General features: G+C 70.4%; 14 protein-coding genes. 3 read left to right on the plus strand and 11 right to left on the minus strand.

Going from position 1 to position 19,441, the window contains the following annotated elements:
- Window positions 1-775 precede the first annotated feature (775 nt).
- A complete protein-coding gene (locus QSJ59_RS15155; RefSeq protein WP_285760209.1) occupies window positions 776-1,432 on the plus strand; it encodes a TetR/AcrR family transcriptional regulator in 657 nt (218 codons plus the stop codon).
- A gap of 27 nt (window positions 1,433-1,459) precedes the next feature.
- On the opposite strand, the gene QSJ59_RS15160 is transcribed toward QSJ59_RS15155, so the two are convergent.
- The 5 genes from QSJ59_RS15160 to QSJ59_RS15180 form a co-directional block, all read right to left on the minus strand.
- Entirely contained in the window at window positions 1,460-3,004 is a 1,545-nt protein-coding gene (locus tag QSJ59_RS15160) for an acyl-CoA carboxylase subunit beta (protein WP_432707496.1), read from the minus strand.
- Between the two features lie 89 nt (window positions 3,005-3,093).
- The gene (locus QSJ59_RS15165) at window positions 3,094-4,137 is read right to left on the minus strand and encodes an NAD-dependent epimerase/dehydratase family protein (RefSeq protein ID WP_285760211.1); all 1,044 of its coding nucleotides are present in this window, start codon (window positions 4,135-4,137) and stop codon (window positions 3,094-3,096) included.
- Between the two features lie 45 nt (window positions 4,138-4,182).
- On the minus strand, window positions 4,183-4,752 hold the full coding sequence (locus QSJ59_RS15170) for a flavin reductase family protein (RefSeq protein ID WP_285760212.1): 570 nt from the start codon (window positions 4,750-4,752) through the stop codon (window positions 4,183-4,185).
- A 3-nt stretch (window positions 4,753-4,755) separates the two neighbouring features.
- Complete coding sequence (locus tag QSJ59_RS15175; protein ID WP_285760213.1) at window positions 4,756-5,244, minus strand: acyl-CoA thioesterase; 489 nt, start codon at window positions 5,242-5,244, stop codon at window positions 4,756-4,758.
- 3 nt (window positions 5,245-5,247) lie between these two features.
- A complete protein-coding gene (locus tag QSJ59_RS15180; RefSeq protein ID WP_285760214.1) occupies window positions 5,248-11,046 on the minus strand; it encodes a type I polyketide synthase in 5,799 nt (1,932 codons plus the stop codon).
- Window positions 11,047-11,561: 515 nt separating this feature from the next.
- Between QSJ59_RS15180 and QSJ59_RS15185 the strand changes: the two genes are divergently transcribed.
- Window positions 11,562-12,224 carry an alpha/beta hydrolase gene (locus QSJ59_RS15185; protein ID WP_285760215.1) on the plus strand — a complete coding sequence of 221 codons (663 nt, stop codon included), beginning with the start codon at window positions 11,562-11,564 and terminating at the stop codon, window positions 12,222-12,224.
- Between the two features lie 246 nt (window positions 12,225-12,470).
- On the opposite strand, the gene QSJ59_RS15190 is transcribed toward QSJ59_RS15185, so the two are convergent.
- Window positions 12,471-13,334: an aldo/keto reductase gene (locus QSJ59_RS15190; protein ID WP_285760216.1), complete on the minus strand. Its 864-nt coding sequence runs from the start codon at window positions 13,332-13,334 to the stop codon at window positions 12,471-12,473.
- A 72-nt stretch (window positions 13,335-13,406) separates the two neighbouring features.
- Entirely contained in the window at window positions 13,407-14,378 is a 972-nt protein-coding gene (locus QSJ59_RS15195; protein ID WP_285760217.1) for an aldo/keto reductase, read from the minus strand.
- A gap of 78 nt (window positions 14,379-14,456) precedes the next feature.
- Here QSJ59_RS15195 and QSJ59_RS15200 point away from each other — a divergent pair, with 78 nt between their 5' ends.
- The gene (locus tag QSJ59_RS15200; protein ID WP_285760218.1) at window positions 14,457-15,329 is read left to right on the plus strand and encodes a LysR family transcriptional regulator; all 873 of its coding nucleotides are present in this window, start codon (window positions 14,457-14,459) and stop codon (window positions 15,327-15,329) included.
- Between the two features lie 2 nt (window positions 15,330-15,331).
- Here the strand turns inward: QSJ59_RS15200 and QSJ59_RS15205 are convergent, their stop codons facing one another.
- From QSJ59_RS15205 to QSJ59_RS15220, 4 genes are read right to left on the minus strand one after another with little or no spacing between them, the layout of a single operon-like run.
- Window positions 15,332-16,429 (minus strand): LacI family DNA-binding transcriptional regulator, encoded by a 1,098-nt coding sequence (locus QSJ59_RS15205; protein ID WP_349497213.1) that lies wholly within the window; start codon window positions 16,427-16,429, stop codon window positions 15,332-15,334.
- Entirely contained in the window at window positions 16,430-16,756 is a 327-nt protein-coding gene (locus QSJ59_RS15210; protein ID WP_285760220.1) for a muconolactone Delta-isomerase, read from the minus strand. It lies immediately after the preceding gene.
- A 12-nt stretch (window positions 16,757-16,768) separates the two neighbouring features.
- On the minus strand, window positions 16,769-18,379 hold the full coding sequence (locus QSJ59_RS15215) for a phytoene desaturase family protein (protein ID WP_285760221.1): 1,611 nt from the start codon (window positions 18,377-18,379) through the stop codon (window positions 16,769-16,771).
- Between the two features lies 1 nt (window position 18,380).
- Entirely contained in the window at window positions 18,381-19,424 is a 1,044-nt protein-coding gene (locus tag QSJ59_RS15220) for a membrane dipeptidase (protein ID WP_285760222.1), read from the minus strand.
- Window positions 19,425-19,441 lie beyond the last annotated feature (17 nt).

Genomic DNA, 19,441 nt, shown 5'->3' on the forward strand with positions numbered 1-19,441 from the left:
ATAAATCAGAATGCAAACGAAAGCATCTAACCAAGGGGGCTTTCAACTGCTCCAGGAAGAATGTAAAGACACAATCACCACTCCCAGAAAAGATGCTAAAAATCGAACCCCGCCACTCGAATTCCAAAGAGCAGATTAATTAGAAACCCATGAACGGGCAATCCACTCGAATACCAGAAGAACGATAGCGCACACCCCGCTCGCGAGTAAACAGCACGCCACACCGGGGAGCAAAAATCGAGAAGACGTAACTACTCGCAATTATCTCGGGAAATTACTAACTGCTTGTAATACCACCGGGTCAGGTGGGCAAAATCCCCACCACAAAGAAGAGCGCCGGGAGCGCAGCCGACCATGCCCGCCAACCGCGACGCAAGCAACGAACACATGCCCCGATCAGGGGGAGCGCAAAAAGTTACCCGAAGATGCACCCAAGCGAGTCGGACAGCCACCCGCTGCTCATGAACCAGGCATCAGAAGGAACATCATGCTCGCAGTTCACAGATGAACTGACTTCAACTTCTTCCGGAGAAGAAATCTGCCGGAAAGAGAATTGACCCTCTCCGGCAACAAGAAAGAAACAAAACATAACAAAGAACCAAACAAAGTCGACCTCAAACCACGAGACGGCGCCGAATGCTATACGAAAGTGTGGCGAACCGGAAAGACTCCTCCCTGCCAGCTTCGACAGCCGATCACAGCAAGGGCGGACCAGGAGTCGAAAAATCACCCGGCCAAAAGAAGACAACGGCGCAGCCCGTGCGAAACTTCCGCAATGAGCCCTCGCCCGTCGAACAGCGCCACCCGCTCCTCCCTCATCGACATTGCCGCGCGACTACTCGCCGAAGAGGGCCCGCAGGCCCTTTCGACCCGGCGGATCGCCGGCCGGGCGGGAAGCTCGACAATGGCGGTTTACACCCATTTCGACGGCATGAGCGGATTGGTCCGCGCGATGGTGCGCGAGGGATTCGTCCGCCTGCAGGAACACCTGACCTGCGTGAAGCCGACCGACGACCCCGTGGCCGACATCGCCATGCTGGGCCGCGCCTACCGCCGCAACGCGCTGGCCAATCCCCACCTCTACGCCGTCATGTTCGGCGGCTGCTCGATCGCGGGGTTCTCCCTGACCGACGACGACCGCCAGCACGGGCGCTACACCCTGCACAACGTCGTGGAGTGCACGACGCGCTGCATGGGCATGGGACGCTTTCGCCCCGCCGACGCGGAGCTGGTCGCCCACCGGATGTGGGGAACGCTGCACGGGCTGGTCACCCTGGAGCTCGGCGGATACCTGGTCGAGCCCTATCCCGCCGATCGTTGCTTCGAGGACCAGCTCGTCGGGCTGGTGGTGGGGGCGGGCGACAACCCCCAAAGCGCAGCACAATCGGTGGCGCTGTCACGCGACCGCCTGCCCGACGAGCTGGCGTCCTGACCGACATACGCGTCCTGCGCAGGGCACCTACAGGGGAACGTTGCCGTGCTTGCGCTGGGGCGGTGGCGTGCGCTTGTCCCTGAGCATCGCCAGCCCGGCGGCGACGGCCGAGCGGGTGTCGACCGGATCGATCACGTCGTCGACCAGACCGCGCTCAGCGGCGTAGTAGGGATGCATCAGGTCCGCGGTGTACTCGGCCGCCAGCTCCGCCCGCAGACGCTCGGGGTCGCGCGCCGCCGCCAGCTCCCTGCGATGGATGACGTTGACCGCGCCCTCGGCTCCCATGACCGCGATCTCGTTGGTGGGCCAGGCCAGGGAGAGGTCGGCGCCGATCGAGCGCGAGTCCATGACGATGTAGGCGCCGCCGTACGCCTTGCGCACGATGACCTGGATACGCGGAACGGTGGCCTCGCAGTAGGCGTAGAGCAGTTGGGCGCCGTGACGGATGATGCCGGCGTGCTCCTGGGCGGCGCCGGGCAGGAAACCCGGAACGTCCACCAGCGTCACCAGCGAGATGTTGAAGGCGTCGCAGAACCGCACGAACCGGGCCGCCTTCTGCGACGCCTGTCGGTCGAGCACCCCGGCCAGCACCATCGGCTGGTTGCCGACCACACCGACCGTCTCACCGCCGATGCGCGCGAGTGCGCAGACCACGTTGGACGCCCAGTCCTCGTGCAGTTCGAAGAAGTCGGCGTCGTCGACCAGTTCGGCGATGACCGCGCGCATGTCATAGGGCTTGTTGGGTGCCACCGGGACGATCTCGGCCAACGCGGGCCGTACATCGGCATCGGGGTCGGGAGCAGGGCAGGCCGCCCTCGGCGCCGGGTCGAGGTTGTTGGCCGGCAACAGCGACACCAGGTAGCGCACGTCCTCCAGGCAGCTCTCCTCGTCGTCGTAGACGCCGGTGGCCACCCCCGAGCGTTCGGCGTGCACCTGCGCACCGCCCAGGTCGGCGTGGCTGACACGCTCACCGCTGACCGCCTCGACCACGTCGGGGCCGGTCAGATACATCTTGGCGGTGTCACGCACCATGAAGGTGAAGTCGGTGAGGGCCGGCGAGTAGGCGGCTCCCCCCGCGCACGGCCCCATCACGACGCTGATCTGGGGGACGACGCCCGATGCCTGGACGTTGCGGCGAAAGATCCCGCCGTATCCGTGCAGGGCCGTCACCCCCTCCTGGATGCGTGCTCCCCCGCTGTCGTTGAGGCCGATGAGAGGGGCTCCGGTGGCGATCGCCAGATCCATCACCTTGTGGATCTTGGCCGCGTGCGCGGCGCCGAGGGACCCGCCGAGGATGGTGAAGTCCTGGGCGTAGACGAAGACGCGGCGCCCGTGAACGGTCCCCGAGCCCGCGACGACACCGTCGGTGTGCGGGCGGGACGCACCGGACCGGGCCCCGGCGGCCTGGCGGCGGTACATGTCGATCTCGGTGAAGGAGCCCGGGTCCAGGAGGAGCTCCAGGCGTTCGCGGGCGGTGCGCTTGCCCTGCGCGTGCTGGCGCCGGACCGCCTCCGACGCTCCGGCGACGATGCGCTCGCGCAGGGCCGCGCGCTCCGCGCGCAATGGGGACATGGCATCGACCGCGCCGGAAACCGGCTCGGGTTCGCCACGCCGGGCAGCGCGCGGCTGGGCCACGGGGGCGAGGTCGATCTCGAAAATACTCATCGGTCCTCCAGACGGGAGAGGGCTGTCCCTGCTGCCCCTGCCTGACGCGCGGACAGGTGGCCGGCGTGGCGCAGCCAGTGGACCGTGTCACCGAAGGTCCGGGTGAGGGGGCGTGGTTCGAGGCCCAGGGTCGACTCCCCGTCACCCACGCGGGTGGCGCACGCACAGGCGTAGACCGCGCCGTACTCGGCCGGGATGTGCCAGGGCCACACCCGTTGCAGGACGTCGGCGAGGCGGCCCACCGGCAGCATGAGAGGGGCCGGCAGAAAGACCGCGGGAAGCGCGCGCCCGGTGACCTCCCGCAGGATCTGCACGTAGTCACGGGTGGAGAGGTAGCGTCCCGGACCGAAGTGGCGCCCGGGGCCGCCGCGGTGGTCGTCGAGCAGCGCCGCGTGCAGGGCCGCGGTGTCGCGGACGTCACCGACCGGGAAACCGCCCGAGGGCCACATCGGCATCAGCCCGCGCAGGGTGTCGCGCAGCCGGGCGGTCTGGTCCCCCATACGGGGATCGTGCGGGCCGAGCAGAGCCGGCGGGTAGGTGATGACGACGGGGGCTCCCTGGTCCTGGTAGCGGCGCGCAACCGTCTCGGCGGCGGCCTTGCTCGCCATGTAGGACTCGCGGGGGCGGCCCACGGGGGTGCCGGCTCGGACCACCCGGCCCGGGGTCGGGGCCATCGCCCCGAAACTGGACACGTGCACCACCCGGTCGGCACCGGCACGCAGCGCCGCGGCGAGGACGAGTCGGGTCCCCCGTTCGTTGGTGCGTCGCAGTGCCGGACGGTTCCGGCTGTCGAAGGAGTAGACCGAGGCCGCGTGCAGCACGGCGTCGGCTCCGCGCACCGTCCGGGACACGTCGGCCACGTCGGTGACGTCGCCCACCACCACTTCCACAGCGGACCGGCCCACCCCCAGTGGCGCAAGGGCGCGGTCGACCGCCGAGGGGTCCCGGACCAGCAGGCGGACCCGGTGGCCGGCGGCCACGACCGCCGCGACCGAATGGGCGCCCACGAAACCGGTACCGCCGGTCACGCTCACCAACATGGAGCAAACACGTCCCTTCGCGAAGGCCGTCACAGGGCCGGGCGGTCAGTGTGTATGCGGAGCGCAGCGATGGAACGCGCCGCCGAAGAACAGCAGGGGCTGGCCTTCGGCGGCGCGCGTCGAACTCAGGACGGCACCCAGGAACATGGAGTGGTCGCCTCCCTGGTGGACGTCGACGACCTCGCACTCCAACCAGGCCAACGACCCCGGCAGCAGCGGGGCCCCGGTGCGGGGGCCCGGGACCCAGTCGACCGCGTCGAACTGGGCCGGGCCGGCCGGACGCCGCTTGTCCGCGAAATAGCCGGCGGTGTCCTCCTGGCCCACGCCGAGCACCGACACCGCGAACGACCGTTCAACGGTGATCGCCTCGTGCATACGGGCGGTGTGGGCGATGCAGCACAGCACCAGTGGCGGGTCCAGCGACACCGACGTGAAGGCGTTGGCGGTCATGCCGTGGCAGCGTTCGCCGCCGACCGTGAGGACGGTGATCCCGGTAGCGAACCGGCCCATGACCTCGCGCAGCGACGCGTGGTCTGCGGCGTCCGGAGTGCTTTTGGGCGAGTGCGCCTGGGGGTGGGGGGCCGTCGTACGGACGGCCCGGCCGTTGCTGACCATGTCCTACCCCCTTGCCGTACGGGTCGCGAGTGGTGGCGCCGCAGGGTTTGCGCCCGGACGGACGGGAGACTCGGCGTAGGGCTCCAGGGCCAGGCGCAGCTCGTCGGGGACCCGGGTGGGGGCGGTGGCGGTGTTGGGCCCCCGCATACAGGCGATGCGCTGGCGTCCGCGGGCGACGAGGTTCTGGGCTCCGTCCGCGAGGTGCACGTAGTCGAAGCTGAACTGGACCTGGGTCTGGGTCAGCTCCTCCAGGCGCATCCGCACCGACAGTTCGTCGAAGGCGGTGATCTCGGCGAAGAAGTCGCACTCGACCTTGAGGGTGAACAGCTTCAGGTCCCGGCGGAGATCGGCGAGCACCGCCGGCGCCTTCTCCTTGAGGAACATCTCCCTACAACGGCCCTGCCAGCGCAGGTAGTTGACGTAATAGACGTTGCCGACGAGGTTGGTCTCCTCGAAGCCCACGGTGTGGCGGATCTCGTAGTAGCCGGGCACGGGTCAGTCCTTTCCTTGGAGTACGGCGAAGACCACCGGTTCGGGGCGGCCTTCGACGGTCGTCGCCCAGGTCGCGATCACGGCGTCCCCCGCCCTGAGGACCACCCAGCCTCCGGGGTGGACCGTGTCGAGGGTGAGCGCGCGTCCGGTGTCGCCGGACTTGCGCAGGCATTCGAGCGCGCCCCAGACCCGGGTGGCGGCCACCGGCTCCGCACAGCCGGCCTCCGCCGTGATGCGTGCGGACAGGGACTGCGCGGAGCCCAGCAGCCCGGCCCAGTCGGCATCGGTACGCTCCGCGACGGTCTCGACGTCGCAGGCCAGGCGCCCGTCGCCGGCCACCACCAGAGTCAGTCCCGCGCCGTGCGACGCCGAGAGCCGTGCGCCGTCGGTCTCGGGTTTGCCGTCGGGACGGTGGCGCAGTTGGGCCGGGCGGCCCAGGGCGCGGCCCAGGGCCAGTTCGGTCTGTCCTCTGGGGGTGACGCCGGCCTGCTCGGCGGCCGGGTCGGGTTCCACGACGACGGCGCGGCTGCCGCCGACCACGCGCTCCAGTGCGCGTTCGAGGTAGGGGCCGAGCAGGGACGGCACCCAGGGCCCCGATCCGTCACGGCGGCGCACCGCACGCAGCCGAAGCCCTTCCCAGTGCTCCACGACTCGACCGGAAGGGGTGCGCACCTGGATGTCGTAGGTGTGGCTGTCGCCTTCCTGGGAGCGTTCGCGGGCGTCGAGCAGAACGTAGTCGGTGTCCGGCCCGGCGGGATCGGCGAGGTGGAGCCGTTCGATGCTCTCGGGCAGCAGGGTGGCGTCGGGGACGCAGCACTGGAGGGCGTGCATCATGGCGTCGCGGGTGCCGGGGTCAGCCAGCAGGCGGTCCTGGGGCAGGTAGGGGGCGAACCAGGGGCCGGGCGAGGCCGTGGCGATCTCGGCGACGGCGTGCCGGGCGGCGGTACGCCGGTAGGCCAGCAGCCGCTGGAACCGCTTGCCCTGGAACAGTACGCCGCCGTAGAGCTCGGCGACCGGGTCGACCGGCACCGGGGGTAGCGCGACCCCCTCCGGGAGGACGTCCTCGCGGGGAAGGGGCCGGGGCCAGCGCAGTACGGCCCGGAAGTGGTCGGCGTCGAACCCGGTCTCCTCGCTGCGCAGGGCGATGCGGACGGTCGACGCGTCCTCGGCCAGCGCGGCCAGCCTGATGGTCGTGGACCCTCCGGGCCGCACCACCACGGGGCGCAGGAACTCGGCGTCCTCCAGCAGCGGTGGCCCCTCGTTCCCGGTCAGCGCGGCGGCGACCTGGGTCATCGCCTCCATTCCGATCACCGCGGGAAACAGCAGGTCCCCTTCGAGGCGGTGGTCGTCGAGGTAGGGGTCGCTGCCCGGGGCGAGGTCGACCTCGGTGACCAGTTCGATTTCGGGGTAGTGGACCAGGACGCGGTCCACGAAGCGCAGCAGCGGCAGTTCGCGCTCGGCCATGGCCAGCGTGGGCAGCCCGGCCGCCCGGCCGCTGACCACGAGGGCGGGTGGGGTCGAGGGGTCGGCCAGGAGCCGGCGCAGTGTCGCGATCCCGTCCTCGGCGGAGATGGGGGTGATTCCCTCGCGCGACAGCGCCTCGACGACGCCGAGCCGCTCCCCCATCCCGGCTCCGGACCACACCGACCACTCCATGGCCAGTACGCGTGCGTGCGGGTGGGCCCGCTGGAAGTCCAGGGTCATCTCGGTGAGCCATGCGTTGGCGGTGGCGTAGTGGGCCTCTCCGCGCAGGCCCGCCCGGCCGATGATGCTGCCGAAGGTGATCAGCAGTCCGACCCGGTCGGGATCGACGGCCGCGAGGACGTTGGCCAGGCCGTCGGTCTTGGGGGCCAGGGTCTGGTGGAACGTCTCCTCCGCCAGCGCCGTCAACGCCGCCGGCTCGTTTCGGCCCGCGCCGTGCAGTACGGCCGTGACGCGACCGAGTGCGTGTTCCAGCCGCCCGACGGCCGCCCGCACCTGCTCCGGCGAGGCGACGTCGGCGCGCTCGTAACGGTGCTCGATCCCCGCTGCGCTCATGCGTGCGAGGTTGTCGGCGAGTTCGGTGTCCTGCTCCGGGTCGGCGCGGCCCACGAGCGCCAGCCGGGCCCGGGAGTCCTGGGCCATCGCCATGGCGCACTCGGCGGTGATGCCCTTTCCGCCTCCGGTCACCAGCAGCACGTCGCCCGGACCGAGGGCCGGTTCGGCGTCGGACCGGGTGCCGGACGCCGCCGGGCGCAGCACCGGGACGGTACGGGTGCCCGACGCGTCGTAGGCGGCTTCGGTGAAGCCGGTGGTGGCCGCCGTCTCCGCCACGACCCGGCGCACCGCAGCCGTGACGCCGTCGTCGGTGGCCGGTTCGGTGTCGGCGAGGCCGACCAGGGTCGTGGTCACCGCGGGGGCTTCCAGGTGCAGGGTCTTGGCCAGACCGGCCGCGCCGAAGCGGTGGTGGACCGCCACGAACCGGGTACCGGCCGGGGCCGTGGCCGCCGCGCGCCCCGCTGCCAGGAGCAGGCCGACGTGCTCGCGGCCGTCGGCCGGCAGGCACAACAGCACGCCGTCGCCGACCCCGGCGGTGGACAGCGCCGTGCGCAGTGGTTCGGCCAGCGGATGGCCGGGCGGGGCGTGCACCTCCCATTGCCCGGAGGGTTGTTGCCCGGTCTCGACCGCTGTGACGGGGGCCGTCTCCACGTGGTCGATGCCGAAGGCGCGCACCCAGCTTCCGATGCCCGCCGCCTCGGCCTCGGCCGGTGAGCCGTCGGCCGCGGTCTCGGCGAGGTCGTCGATCATGTGCGCCAGGTCGCCGAGGTTGAGGGTGGCGAAACTCGACGTGGTCTCCAGGGTGGGTCGCCCCAGTTCGCGTGTGGCCTGGTTGACGATCTGGCCGACCGTGATGGAGCTCAGATGGAGGTCGTCCATGGGATGGGTCCGGGCGCCGACCACCTCCAGGGGCAGCTCGACGCGATCGGCCGCCAAGCGGCGCAGCAGTTCGAGGGTGTCCTGCTCCCCCGTTGGGGTGGTGTCCGCTGTTTCTCCGGCGTCGACCGGTGACGGCGCCGCCAGCGCGGCGTCGATGGCGGGAGCCGCCTCGCAGGGGCTCTCCAGGAACGCCATCTGCCCGTCGAGGGGGATCGGCCGCAGCGCGCGACCGGTGAACAGCGCGGTGGTGTCCACTGCGGCGCCCAGGGCGTAGGCAGCGCCCACGGCGCGCAGGAACGGCGCCAATGAAGCGTGGTCGGTGTCCAGGGGCAGGGTCGGTGTGTTCGGGGCGATGGCGGTGAGCAGCCCGCTGAGCACCCGGCCCGGTCCGACTTCGAGGGCCAGGTCGGCCTGTTCGGTGGCCGCGGCGGCGGCCTCGTGGAAGCGGACCGGGAGCACCACCTGGTCGCGCAGCAGCGCTCGGAGGTCGGTGTCGGGGGTGAGGAGCCCGCCGGTGACGGTGGAGACGACGGGGCGGTGCAGTGGAGCGGTCCTCAGCCTGGCCAGGGGTTCGGCCAGCGCGGTGGCGGCGGGCTCCACCAGGGGCGAGTGGAAGGCGTGGGAGACGTTGACGCGGGTCGCGTGGATGGCGTTCTCGGCGGCCAGGGCGCAGACGCGGTCCACGGCACCGGCCGGCCCGGAGACCACGGTCTGCTCGGGCCCGTTGTAGCCGGCGATGACGGCTTCGGAATCCTCGACGAGTCGTGCCACGCGCTCGGGGCCCGCGCCGAGACCCGCCATCGCCCCTCCGCCGCGGCTCGCCCCGGCCATGGCCCGGCCGCGGTCGGCGGCGAGTTCGAGCAGTTGCCCGGCGTCCATGGCCCCGCCCCAGTGCAGCGCGGTCAGTTCGCCGAGGCTGTGGCCGACCGCGGTGTCGGCGTCGATTCCCAGGGCCTGGAGCACACGCAGCGCGGCCAGCGAGCCCGCGGCGATGCGGGGCTGGGCCACCTGGGTGGCGACCTGGTCGCCGCCGGTGGGCAGGCCGGCCGCGCGGAAGGTCTCCTGGGCGACGGGGAATCGCCGCTGGAGCGCACCGACCGCACCGCTGCCCGAGCCCTGGCCGGGAAAGAGGAAGGTGATGCGGGGCGCGGTGGCGCGGTCGCCCAGGAACACCCCCTCCTGGGCGAGGACCGCGCTGGTCCGTCCGTCGTCGAGGAGTTCGAGCAGCCTGGTCAGTGCTCGCTCCGCGTCGTCGGGGGAGGTGGCCACGACGGCGGCGCGCAGCGGCGCATCCGACAGTTCGGCCGCGAGGGTGCCTGCGAGGTCGGCGAGCTCGGCCAGGGCGAGTGTGGACACGAACCCTTCGGTACGAGCGGCCTTCTCCCGGAGTTCTGCCGGATCGGCGGCGTCGAACAACAGGAGTTCGGCGTCCTGACGGCCCGTGACCAGCGCGGCGGTGCGCGCGTCGAGGTCGGTGCGGCGGTCGGTTCCTCGGGCCTGTTCGACTGCGATGTGGGTGTTGATCCCGCCGAAGCCCATGGCCGACACCCCGGCCCGCACGGGCTGGTCCTCGGGCCACAGCCGCGCGGAGTCAGGGACGTACATGGCCGGCCGGTCCTCGGCGAGCAGCGGGTGGGGGGTGCGGTGCCCGGTGGCCGGCGGGATCACCTGGTGGTGCACGGCGAGGGTGGCTTTGATCAGTCCGGCGACCCCCGCGGCCGCCTTGGTGTGGCCGAAGTTTCCCTTGACCGTGCTGAGCGCGGCCGGGGGCGCGTCGGGGGCCGCGTCGCGGCGGGCCCCGGACAGCGCGGCGATCTCGGTGGCGTCGCCGAGCGCGGTGCCGGTGCCGTGCCCCTCGAAGTAGGAGACGGTCTCCACCCCGTAGCCGGCCCGGTCGTAGGCGCGGCTGAGTGCGAGACGGTGCCCGCTCTCCTCTGGGCGGGTCATCCCGCCCTTGCCGTCCGAGGAGACCGCCCACCCGGCGAGCGTGGCGTAGACGCGTGCCCCGCGCTCCCGGGCGTCGGCCTCGCGCATCAGCACCAGCAGTCCGGCGCCCTCACCGGGCCAGAATCCGTTGGAGTCGCGGTCGTAGACCTTCATCTCCCCCGTGGCCAGCGCACCGGTCTTGGCGAAGCCGATGACCTCGAACGGGTCGATGGACAGGTCCACTCCCCCCGCGAGGACGACGTCGAGGTCGCCGTTGCTCAGGGCCGTGGCCGCGGTGACCACCGACAGCAGCGAGGACGAACAGGCGCCGTCCACCGTGTACCCGCCCCCGCCGAAGTCGAAGTGGTTGCAGATGCGACCGGCGATGGTGTTGGAGAGCCCGCCGGCCAGTGTGTCCTCGTTGATCGTTGGGAACGGGGCCTTGTACCGCGCCTCGAACTCGCCGAGGAAAGCCGCGGTCTCCTCCTCGTCCCAGCCTTTCTCAGCGAAGGCGGCGGCGAGGGTGCGGCGCACGTAGGGCCAGCGCAGCCTCATGGTGTTGGCCCTGGAGAACTCGCCCGTGAGGCTGTTGCCGACGACCACTCCGGTGGAGGTCCGCGGGAGCCCCTCGGCGTCGGGGAACCCGGCGTCCGCCAACGCGTGCGCGGCGACGTCGAGGGCGAGCCAGTGCGTCATGTCGGTCGAGCGGTACGTGCTGCCGGCCACCCGGTACTTCAACCGGTCGAACGCGTAGTCACGCAGCACGGCCGCCCGGTCGGAATAGAACCGGTCGGGGTCTTTCGGGTCGGGCGACCAGTAGTCCGCGCGGTTCATTCGCCCGTCGGGCAGCCGCCGGAAGGCCCGACGGCCGGCCAGGACGTTGTCCCACAGCTCACCGGGGGAGCCGGCGTCGGGGTAGCGAAGACCGATACCGACGATCGCGATCCGCTCGCTGCTCATATTCTCACCAAACTCCAGAGAAATCATTTCGCATTACAAGAATCAGCAATTCCAGGGTTCTCCATCGGACATAAAAGATGGTGAACCATCACCGCAACCAGTTGCCGACCCACTCAGGACAAGCATGCGAAAACGGAGTTCGGTTGTCTTCTTCTATTGTGCGTTCCGGCCCGCGAACCATTTCATAACAGTGTGATTTTATGCTAATAGGCGATCCCAGCCAGGGGAATCGCGCCCCACTGCGCCGCAGAACAGCTGATCCGAGGCATACGTGAAACAGATAGGGGTAGGAGTTTCCACCTCGCGCCCCCTGCGCCGCAGGGCGGCTCTGCCGGCCCGTCGAATATCGGGACCGGTTATGGGTGACCGTGCCGCCGGGAGGCGGGAAAACGGATGGTCACCCGGCAGGAAACCGAACCGATCCGCAATCCGATCCGCTCCGAATATTCGTCGGGGGCGTCGCGGCGACACCTCACCCCCTGATACGGGACACCGGCCGGCAGAAAGCGGAGACCATGCGTACTTTTCCATCGGCACACGTCGAGTACGCCCTCGGCCCCCAGGGGCCCTGGGCGGTGGTGACGCCACCACCGGGACCGGTCACGGCGGTGGTCCTGCTGCTGCACGGCGGCCAGGTCACCAGCACCGAACCCACCGCACCGAACCGGTTGGCGGTGCGCCGGATGAACCCGTTCGCGACGGCGCTGAGCAGGCGATACGCCGAACAGGGGCTGGCGGTGTGGCGTCTGCGCTACCGGGTGCGCGGCTGGAACGGCAACGGGGCCTCGGCCCTCGACGATGTCGCCCGGGCCCTGGTGGAGGTCCAGGACCGCCCGACTCCGGTACCGACCGTGCTGGTGGGCCACTCCCTGGGCGGGCGAGCGGCGCTGCGCTCGGCCGGCGACCCCGCCGTGCGCGGGGTGGCGGCCCTGGCGCCATGGCTGCCGCCGGGCGAACCGACCGAGCAGCTCGCCGGACGGCGCGTGCTCGTCGCCCATGGGGTGCACGACATGACCACCAGCCCCGGGGCGTCGCGCTTCTACACCGAGTCGGTGCGCGGCGTTGCCGAGACCGCGGTGTTCACCCACGTCCCGCTGGACATCCACCCGATGCTGCGCTTCAGGGCGTGGAACCGCATCGTCACCGACTTCACCGGGGCCGCCCTGGGGCTGGACTGAGCCGTTCCCGCTTCCGGCGGGCACGGACTCCTGGCCCCGGTGCCGTGGGACCGGGGCTCAGTGGCGGGGGGCAGGGCCGCAACCAACCGGTCGACCGGTGCGCTTCGTACCCAGGCGGAACCGATGACGCCGGTACCGCCGATGAACAGGGCTGGGAAGCCGGTCATGGACGATTGCTCCTCGAATGGTGGAACGAGCGGGGCGTGCGGACCGGCCGCCCGCCCCGAACGGACGGGCGGTGGTCGATCAGCCCGCGGCGTCCAGTACGGCGAGCTCGTCGGCGCTCAGGCGCAGGTCGGCGGCACGCACCGAATCGCGGATGGTCTCGGGCCGCGAGGAACCCGGAATGGGGATGACCCGGGGCGACTTGGCCAGCTCCCAGGCCAGGCAGACCACCTGGGGGCTCACCCCCCGGTCCTCGGCCACGCGCTGGAAGGCCGCGAACCTGGTGCCCAGTTGCGCGGCGGAGGTGATCCCGCCCAGCGGGCTCCAGGGCAGGAACGCGATGTCCAGCTCGTCGCACAGCGCCAGCTCGGGCTCGCTGGAGCGGAAGGCCGGGGAGAACTGGTTCTGCACCGACGCCAGGCGTTTGCCCAGGATGTCGACGGCCTGGCGGATCTGGCCGGGGTCGGCGTTGGAGATCCCGGCCATCCGGATCTTGCCCTCGTCCAGCAGTTCCGCGATCGCCCCGACCGATTCGGCGTAGGGCACATCGGGGTCGGGACGGTGGAACTGGTAGAGGCCGATCGCCTCGACCCCCAGGCGCTTGAGCGATTCCTCCGCGGCGCGCTTGAGGTGCTCGGGGCGCCCGTCGGTCTCCCACCCGCCGTCGGCGGTGCGCACGTGTCCGCCCTTGGTGGCCACCAGCACGCCTGATGTGTCGCCGCCGTAGGTGCCGAGCGCCCGGGCGATCAGCGCCTCGTTGTGGCCGGTGTCGCTGCCGTTGAGCGAATAGGCGTCAGCCGTGTCGATGAGGGTGACGCCTGCGTCCAGGGCAGCGTGCACGGTGGCGATGGATCGCTGCTCGTCGGGGCGGCCGGCGATCGACAGGGGCATTGCGCCCAGACCGATCTCTGCGACCTCGACGGAACCGATACGGCGAGAGTGCATTTCTTGTCCTTTGTGTGCGATGGGTGCCGGCCTTGTCCGGCCGGGGAACACGCGGAGCCACCTACCCGCCGCTCACCACGCGTAGTCCTCCGGCGCCGTCCGGTGGCCGGGAAAGATCTCGTCAAGACGGTCCAGTGCACTGCTGTCCAGCCGGACCTGGAGAGCACGCACGGCCGCGTCGAGCTGTTCGGTCGTACGGGGGCCGATGATGGGTGCGGTGACCCCCGGCCTGGTGAGCAGCCATGCCAGTGCGATGTCACCGGGCTCGTGGCCCAACTCGGCGGCGAAGTCCTCGTATGCCTCGACCTGCTCGCGGTGGGCGGCAAGGGCCTGGGCGGCGCGCCCGTCGGTGCGCCTGCGCCCCTCGCGCTCCTTGCGCACCACCCCGCCGAGAAGGCCGCCGTGCAGCGGGGACCAGGGGAGGACGCCGAGACCGTAGTTTTGGGCCGCGGGCAGGACCTCCAGTTCGATCTGACGGGTGAACAGGTTGTAGATGGACTGCTCACTGACCAGGCCGGTGAAGTGGCGCCGGTTCGCGGCCTCCTGGGCCTGGGCGATGTGCCACCCGGCGAAGTTGCTGCTGCCGACGTAGAGCACCTTGCCCTGGGCGACCGCGACCTCCATGGCCTGCCAGATCTCGTCCCACGGAGTGTCGCGGTCGACGTGGTGGAACTGGTAGAGGTCGATGTGGTCGGTCCCCAGTCGGGCAAGACTGGCGTCCAGCGCACGCCGGATGTTGAGGGCGGAGAGACGCCCCTCGTTGGGCCACTCCCCCATCGCACCGTAGACCTTGGTGGACAGGACGGTGCGCTCGCGGCGCCCGCCTCCCTGGGCGAACCACTCACCGATGATCTCCTCGGTGCGGCCCTTGCCCGCGGACCAGCCGTACACATTGGCGGTGTCCAGGAAGTTGATGCCGTAGTCGTGCGCCGCGTCCATGATGGAGTGCGCCAACGGCGCCTCGGTCTCAGGGCCGAAGTTCATCGTGCCCAGGCACAACCGACTGACTTCGAGGCCGCTGCGCCCCAGATGCGTGTAGTCCATGCCTCCCAGCCTGTCCCCGCATCGCCCATCCGTCCAACAGGAGAATTAGATCGATTCCAGCAACTAGGATTCTCAATCGTGGAACTGCGCCATTTGGAACATTTCGTCGCCGTGGCCGACCGCCGCCACTTCACCCGGGCCGCCGAGGACCTGTCGATCTCGCAGTCGGGACTGTCCGCCTCCATCCGCGCCCTGGAGCGTGAGCTGCGCGCGCAACTGTTCGTGCGCCACACGCGCAGCGTGGAGCTCACCGAGGCCGGTCGCGCCCTGCTGGCCGAATGTCGCCGCACCCTGACCAGTGCCGCGGCCGCGCGCGACGCGGTGGCAGCGGTCCAGGGGCTGCTGCGGGGCAGGCTCTCCGTGGGGGTGGAGCAGTGCATCGGGGTGGTGGACGTCCCCGACCTGCTGGCCGCGTTTCGGACCGCGCACCCGGGCGTGGAGGTGGCGCTGCGGCAGGCGGGGTCGGTGGGGCTCCTCCAGGACGTGCACGCCGGCCACCTGGACCTGGCGCTGGTCTCCTCCGCCGGGGAGCCGGTCGTGGGGGTGACCCTGACGGCGCTGCGCACCGAGCCGATCCTGCTGGTGTGCCATCCCGAGCACCCTTTGGCCGAGCGCTCACATGTCACCCCCGAGGATCTGGACTGCGAGACCTTCGTGGGGTTCGACCCCTCGTGGGGCGCGCGCACGATCGTGGACGCGGCGCTGGCCGCGGCGGGAGTGCGCCATCGGGTGGAATTGGAGGTCAACGACGTGCACACCCTGCTCGAACTCGTGGGGCACGGCTTGGGGGTGGCACTGGTCCCGGCGCCGATCGCGGCCAAGCCCGTGGCGCGCGTGGCCCGGGTGGCGGTGCACGGGGCGGCGGCGGGCCCGTGGCAGGTATCGGTGGCGACCCCCGCGACCGGGCCGAGCGTGGCCGCCAAGGCGCTCCTGGAGATGCTTCCCGCGTAGCCTCAGCCCTTGCGGGAGGACTCGCGGCGTACCAGGTGGCGCCGGACGATCTCGATCTCGGCGGGCTCGCGTCCGGCGAACATGTCCCAGATGGCGCCGCAGGCGCTCTCCGCGATCCTCTCGACGGACCCGTGTACCGAGGACAACGACGGAGAGACGTAGGGCAGGAAGTCGGTGTCGCCGAAGCCCACGATGGACACGTCGTCGGGGACGCGCAGCTCGTGGTCGGCGAGCGCGCGGCTCGCCCCCAGCGCGACCTCGTCGTTGACGGCCAGGATCCCCCCGGGAATCCGTGCGGCCGCTACCTGTTCCTGGACCGCGGCGTAGCCGGCCGCGAACCCCAGTCCGTCGAGGGGCCAGAGCCATTCCTGTGGGTCGCGCCCCTTGGCCAGGAGAGCGTCCGCGTAGCCGGCGAAGCGTTCGGCTCCCAGGTAGGAGCAGCTGAGCCCGCCCAGGAACGCGACCGGTTCCGCGCCGACCTCCAACAGGTGCTCGGTGGCCTCCCTGGCACCGGTGCGGTCGTCGTACTGCACGGTCGGCCAGGTGGCGTTCTCGACGCGTTGGCCGGCCACCACCAGGGGAAAACGGGTTCGGGCCCGACTCAGGGCGTCGACGGTGACGGGATCGTCCAGGCGGTCGCCGGTGGACAGGATGACGCCCTCCGACCCCTGCCTGGCAAGACTTTCCAGGGTGCGCACCAGGCTGGAGGTGTCGTGGTCGAGGTCGTAGAGGAGCGTGGCGTAGCCGTGCCGCTCCAGTTCGACGCGCAGGGCCCGCACCAGCATGACGTACCAGGGCTGGGACAGGCTGGCCACCACGATCGACACCGTACGGAAATAACCGCCGCGCAACCCGGAGGCGGCACGGTTCACGTGATAGTCGAGTTCGGCCATGGCCTTCTCGACGCGCTCGCGGGTGGCCGGGGAAACGAGTTCCGGACGGTTCATGACCCGCGAGACGGTGGCAACCGAGACACCGGCCCTATGGGCGACGTCGACGATATTGGCCGCCCCCGGGCGTGGCGAAGTGGACTTCGACCGCGGCGTTTCGGGGTCTTTTCCCAAATCCCGCTTCGGCACGCCCGGACCTCTTTCAATCACTTATTGGTCGGCGTTTCTTCGTGCGGCGACCGCCCCGCCCCCGGTGCCCCCCGCAGGGTCGACCGGATGATCCGCGAGACAGTGTACCCGTACGTCCATCCACGGCCATACCGGCAACGACGAAATGATCCGGTGCATCTCCGTGGGATCGGAGGCGCGCCACAACCCCCAGTTCTCCTGTCGCCCGGGTACCCGCCACATTCGTACGAGGTGGCCATCCTCGGCGTGCTGGGCGGCGATACGCCGTTCCAGGACCGACAGCTCCGACTTCTTCTCCTCGTCCATATCCGGTCCCCAATTGATCGTGATATTGATCAGGAACTCCATATGCCCTGCTTCCTACTTCGTTGAATCGGTGAATTCGGCCAGGACCGCGCGGGCGGAATTCCGACCGGGGACCCCGGTGACATAACCTCCCGGCCAGGTTCCGGCTCCCGTGAGGAAAAGTCCGGGGATCCGGCTGCGATATCCCCCGCCGGGGGTCGGCGCACGGAAGCCGAACAGCTTTCCGGGGGTCATGTCCTCGTGGGTGATGTTGCTGCCGGGCAAACCCAACTCCGTCTCCAACTGCACCGGATCCATGAACCGGTGGTCCACCACCCGCTCGGAAAGGCCGGGGAAGTGGCGGTCCAGTACCGCCAGGCACCGACGGCCGAACACGTCGCGTTCGGTCTCCCAGTCGCCTTCGCGCAGCGTGTAGGGCGCGTGCCAGACGTTGATGCTCATCAGGTGGCGCCCGGGCGGGGCCAGGCCGGGAGAGGTCAGTGACGGCACCAGACCCCACATGATGGGTTCCTGCGAAGGGACGCCGGCCAGCCCGTCGAGGATCGAGCGCTCGATGTACTCAGGCGAGGGGCCCACGCGAAACTGCACGCCCAGGATCTGCTCGGCGGTTGCCCCTTCCGGGAGGGCGCGCACGCCCGGAAGCCCGTCGAGCCCCAGAACGATCTTGAACGCCGAGCCGGTGGGCTTGGCCGCAGGAGGCCGTCCGTCCAACAGCGCGACGCGACCGGGCTCGTCCAGCAGCCGGCGGACCAGGGTGTCGGGGCTGACCGCGGAGACGACCGTGCGCGCGGCGATCGCGCGCCCCGACTCCGTGACCGCCCCGGTCACGCGGTCCCCGTCGGTCAGAACCTGTGCGACCGGGTCACCGGTCACGAACTCGACCCCGGCGCTGCGGCAGCAGCGCTCCAACGCGTCGATGATCGCGCCCATGGAACCGACGGGCAGCCCCACCGATCCGCGGATCGGGGACCGGTTGGGGTCGTTCGGGTCTTCGGTCGCAGTCGATGCCTTGGACAGCGGACGCAGGAGCAGCCCGATTCCAGACCCCGCCGCTGCCGGGGCCAACAGGTTGCCGTTGACCGCCAGCATCGTCAGGATCGCCTTGGCCTGATCGGAGCGCAGGTGCTCGTCGAGCAGCTCCTTGACACCGCCAAGGAAGAGCCGGGCGAACATCTCCTGGTCCGGCTCCGCTCCGAGCCCGGCCACCAGCGCGGACAGGTCCGGCGGCGGTTCGAAGACCGAGGCGCCCAGGGCACGGCCGAAGTCGTCCAGGCGTGCGACCAGGGCGCGGTAGCGCCGCGCCTCGCCCCGCGCGTACCCCTCCAGTTGGCGGTCCACCGCCGCTGGATCGCGCCAGCCGACGAAGGCGCCGTCGTCGAAAGGGTGGAACAGCGTGGGGTCGGGACGAACGAAACGCAGCCCGAAGGCGGTCAGGTCGAGCTCGCGCAGAACAGTGGGTTCGAAGGAACCCGGGGAGTTGGTGAAAGCGGTCCGGTAGCCGGGCATGAACTCGTAGGTGCCGACCGGCCCGCCCAGGACCGTCCTGGACTCCACCACCGTGACGGACAGGCCCGCGCGCGCCAGGTAGGCCGCGCAGACCAGGCCGTTGTGGCCCCCGCCCACCACGACCACGTCGCGCGGGTCCGGCGCTGCCTGAACGGCCATGTCAGGCCCGCACCGCGGGTTGGAAGCCCTGCTCGAACAGCCGCATCCAGTTGCCACCGGCGACCAGCGCCAGTTCGTCGCGGCTCAGTCCGCGGTCGACCAGCGCCTCCAGCACGCCCGGGAACGCCTCGGGCGAGCTGAACCACGACGGCCACTCGACCACGGGGCCGTCGCCGATGGGGATGGGGCTCTCACGGCCCCACCGGCCGGCCCGCCACCACTTGACCATGCTGGCGTCGTAGCCGGTGTAGAAGTCGGTGCCGAAGGCGACGTGTTCCACCCCCAACTGGTCGATGGTCCACAGCGTCATGTCCACGAAGCTGTCGAGTGTGGTGGCGGCACCGTCGCGTAGCATCCGCACATAGGGGCTCAGGCCCACCACTCCGCCGCGCCCGGCGAGCTTGCGCAGGACTTCGGTGGACTTGGGCCGGCGGCTCAGCTCCACGCCGTCGCCGACGAACTCGATGGGGTTGGCGTGCGTCACGGCGACGGGCGCCGCGCTCATGTCGATGGTGTCCAGGCAGGTGCGCTCGGAGCAGTGTGAGAGGTCGATGAGGACACCGACGTCGTTCATCTCCTTGATGAAGTTGGCACCCACGTGCTTGGAGACACCGTTGTCGTCGTCCTCCCAGCAACCGGCGGCGATGCTGTTCTGCGTGTTGTAGGTGAGCTGCATGATGCGCACCCCTAGGTCGGCGAAGACCCGGACCAGCCGGATGTCGTCCTCCAACGGGGTGGTGTTCTGGAACCCGAAGAGGACGGCGGTCTTGCCCGCGGCGTTGATGCGGGTGATATCCGCGACGCCGTGGGCCTGCTCGATGAGGTCGGAGTTGGCGGCGAAGAGGTCGTTCCACTCGCCGATGACCGAGAGGGTCTCTCGGGCGGTCTCCCACACCGCGATGGTGACGTGCACGCATCCGACGCTGCCGCGCCGCCACTCCTCGAAGCGGGCGCGGTCGGGTTTGCTGTACTCAAGGCAGTCGACGGTGAAGGGCAGCGGGTCGGCGACCGGGCTGGACACGATGGTGGCTCCGTTTCTCTTCATGGGGACAGTGCGGTCGG

The sequence above is a fragment of the Nocardiopsis ansamitocini genome, from assembly GCF_030268225.1.
GTDB lineage: Bacteria > Actinomycetota > Actinomycetes > Streptosporangiales > Streptosporangiaceae > Nocardiopsis_D > Nocardiopsis_D ansamitocini.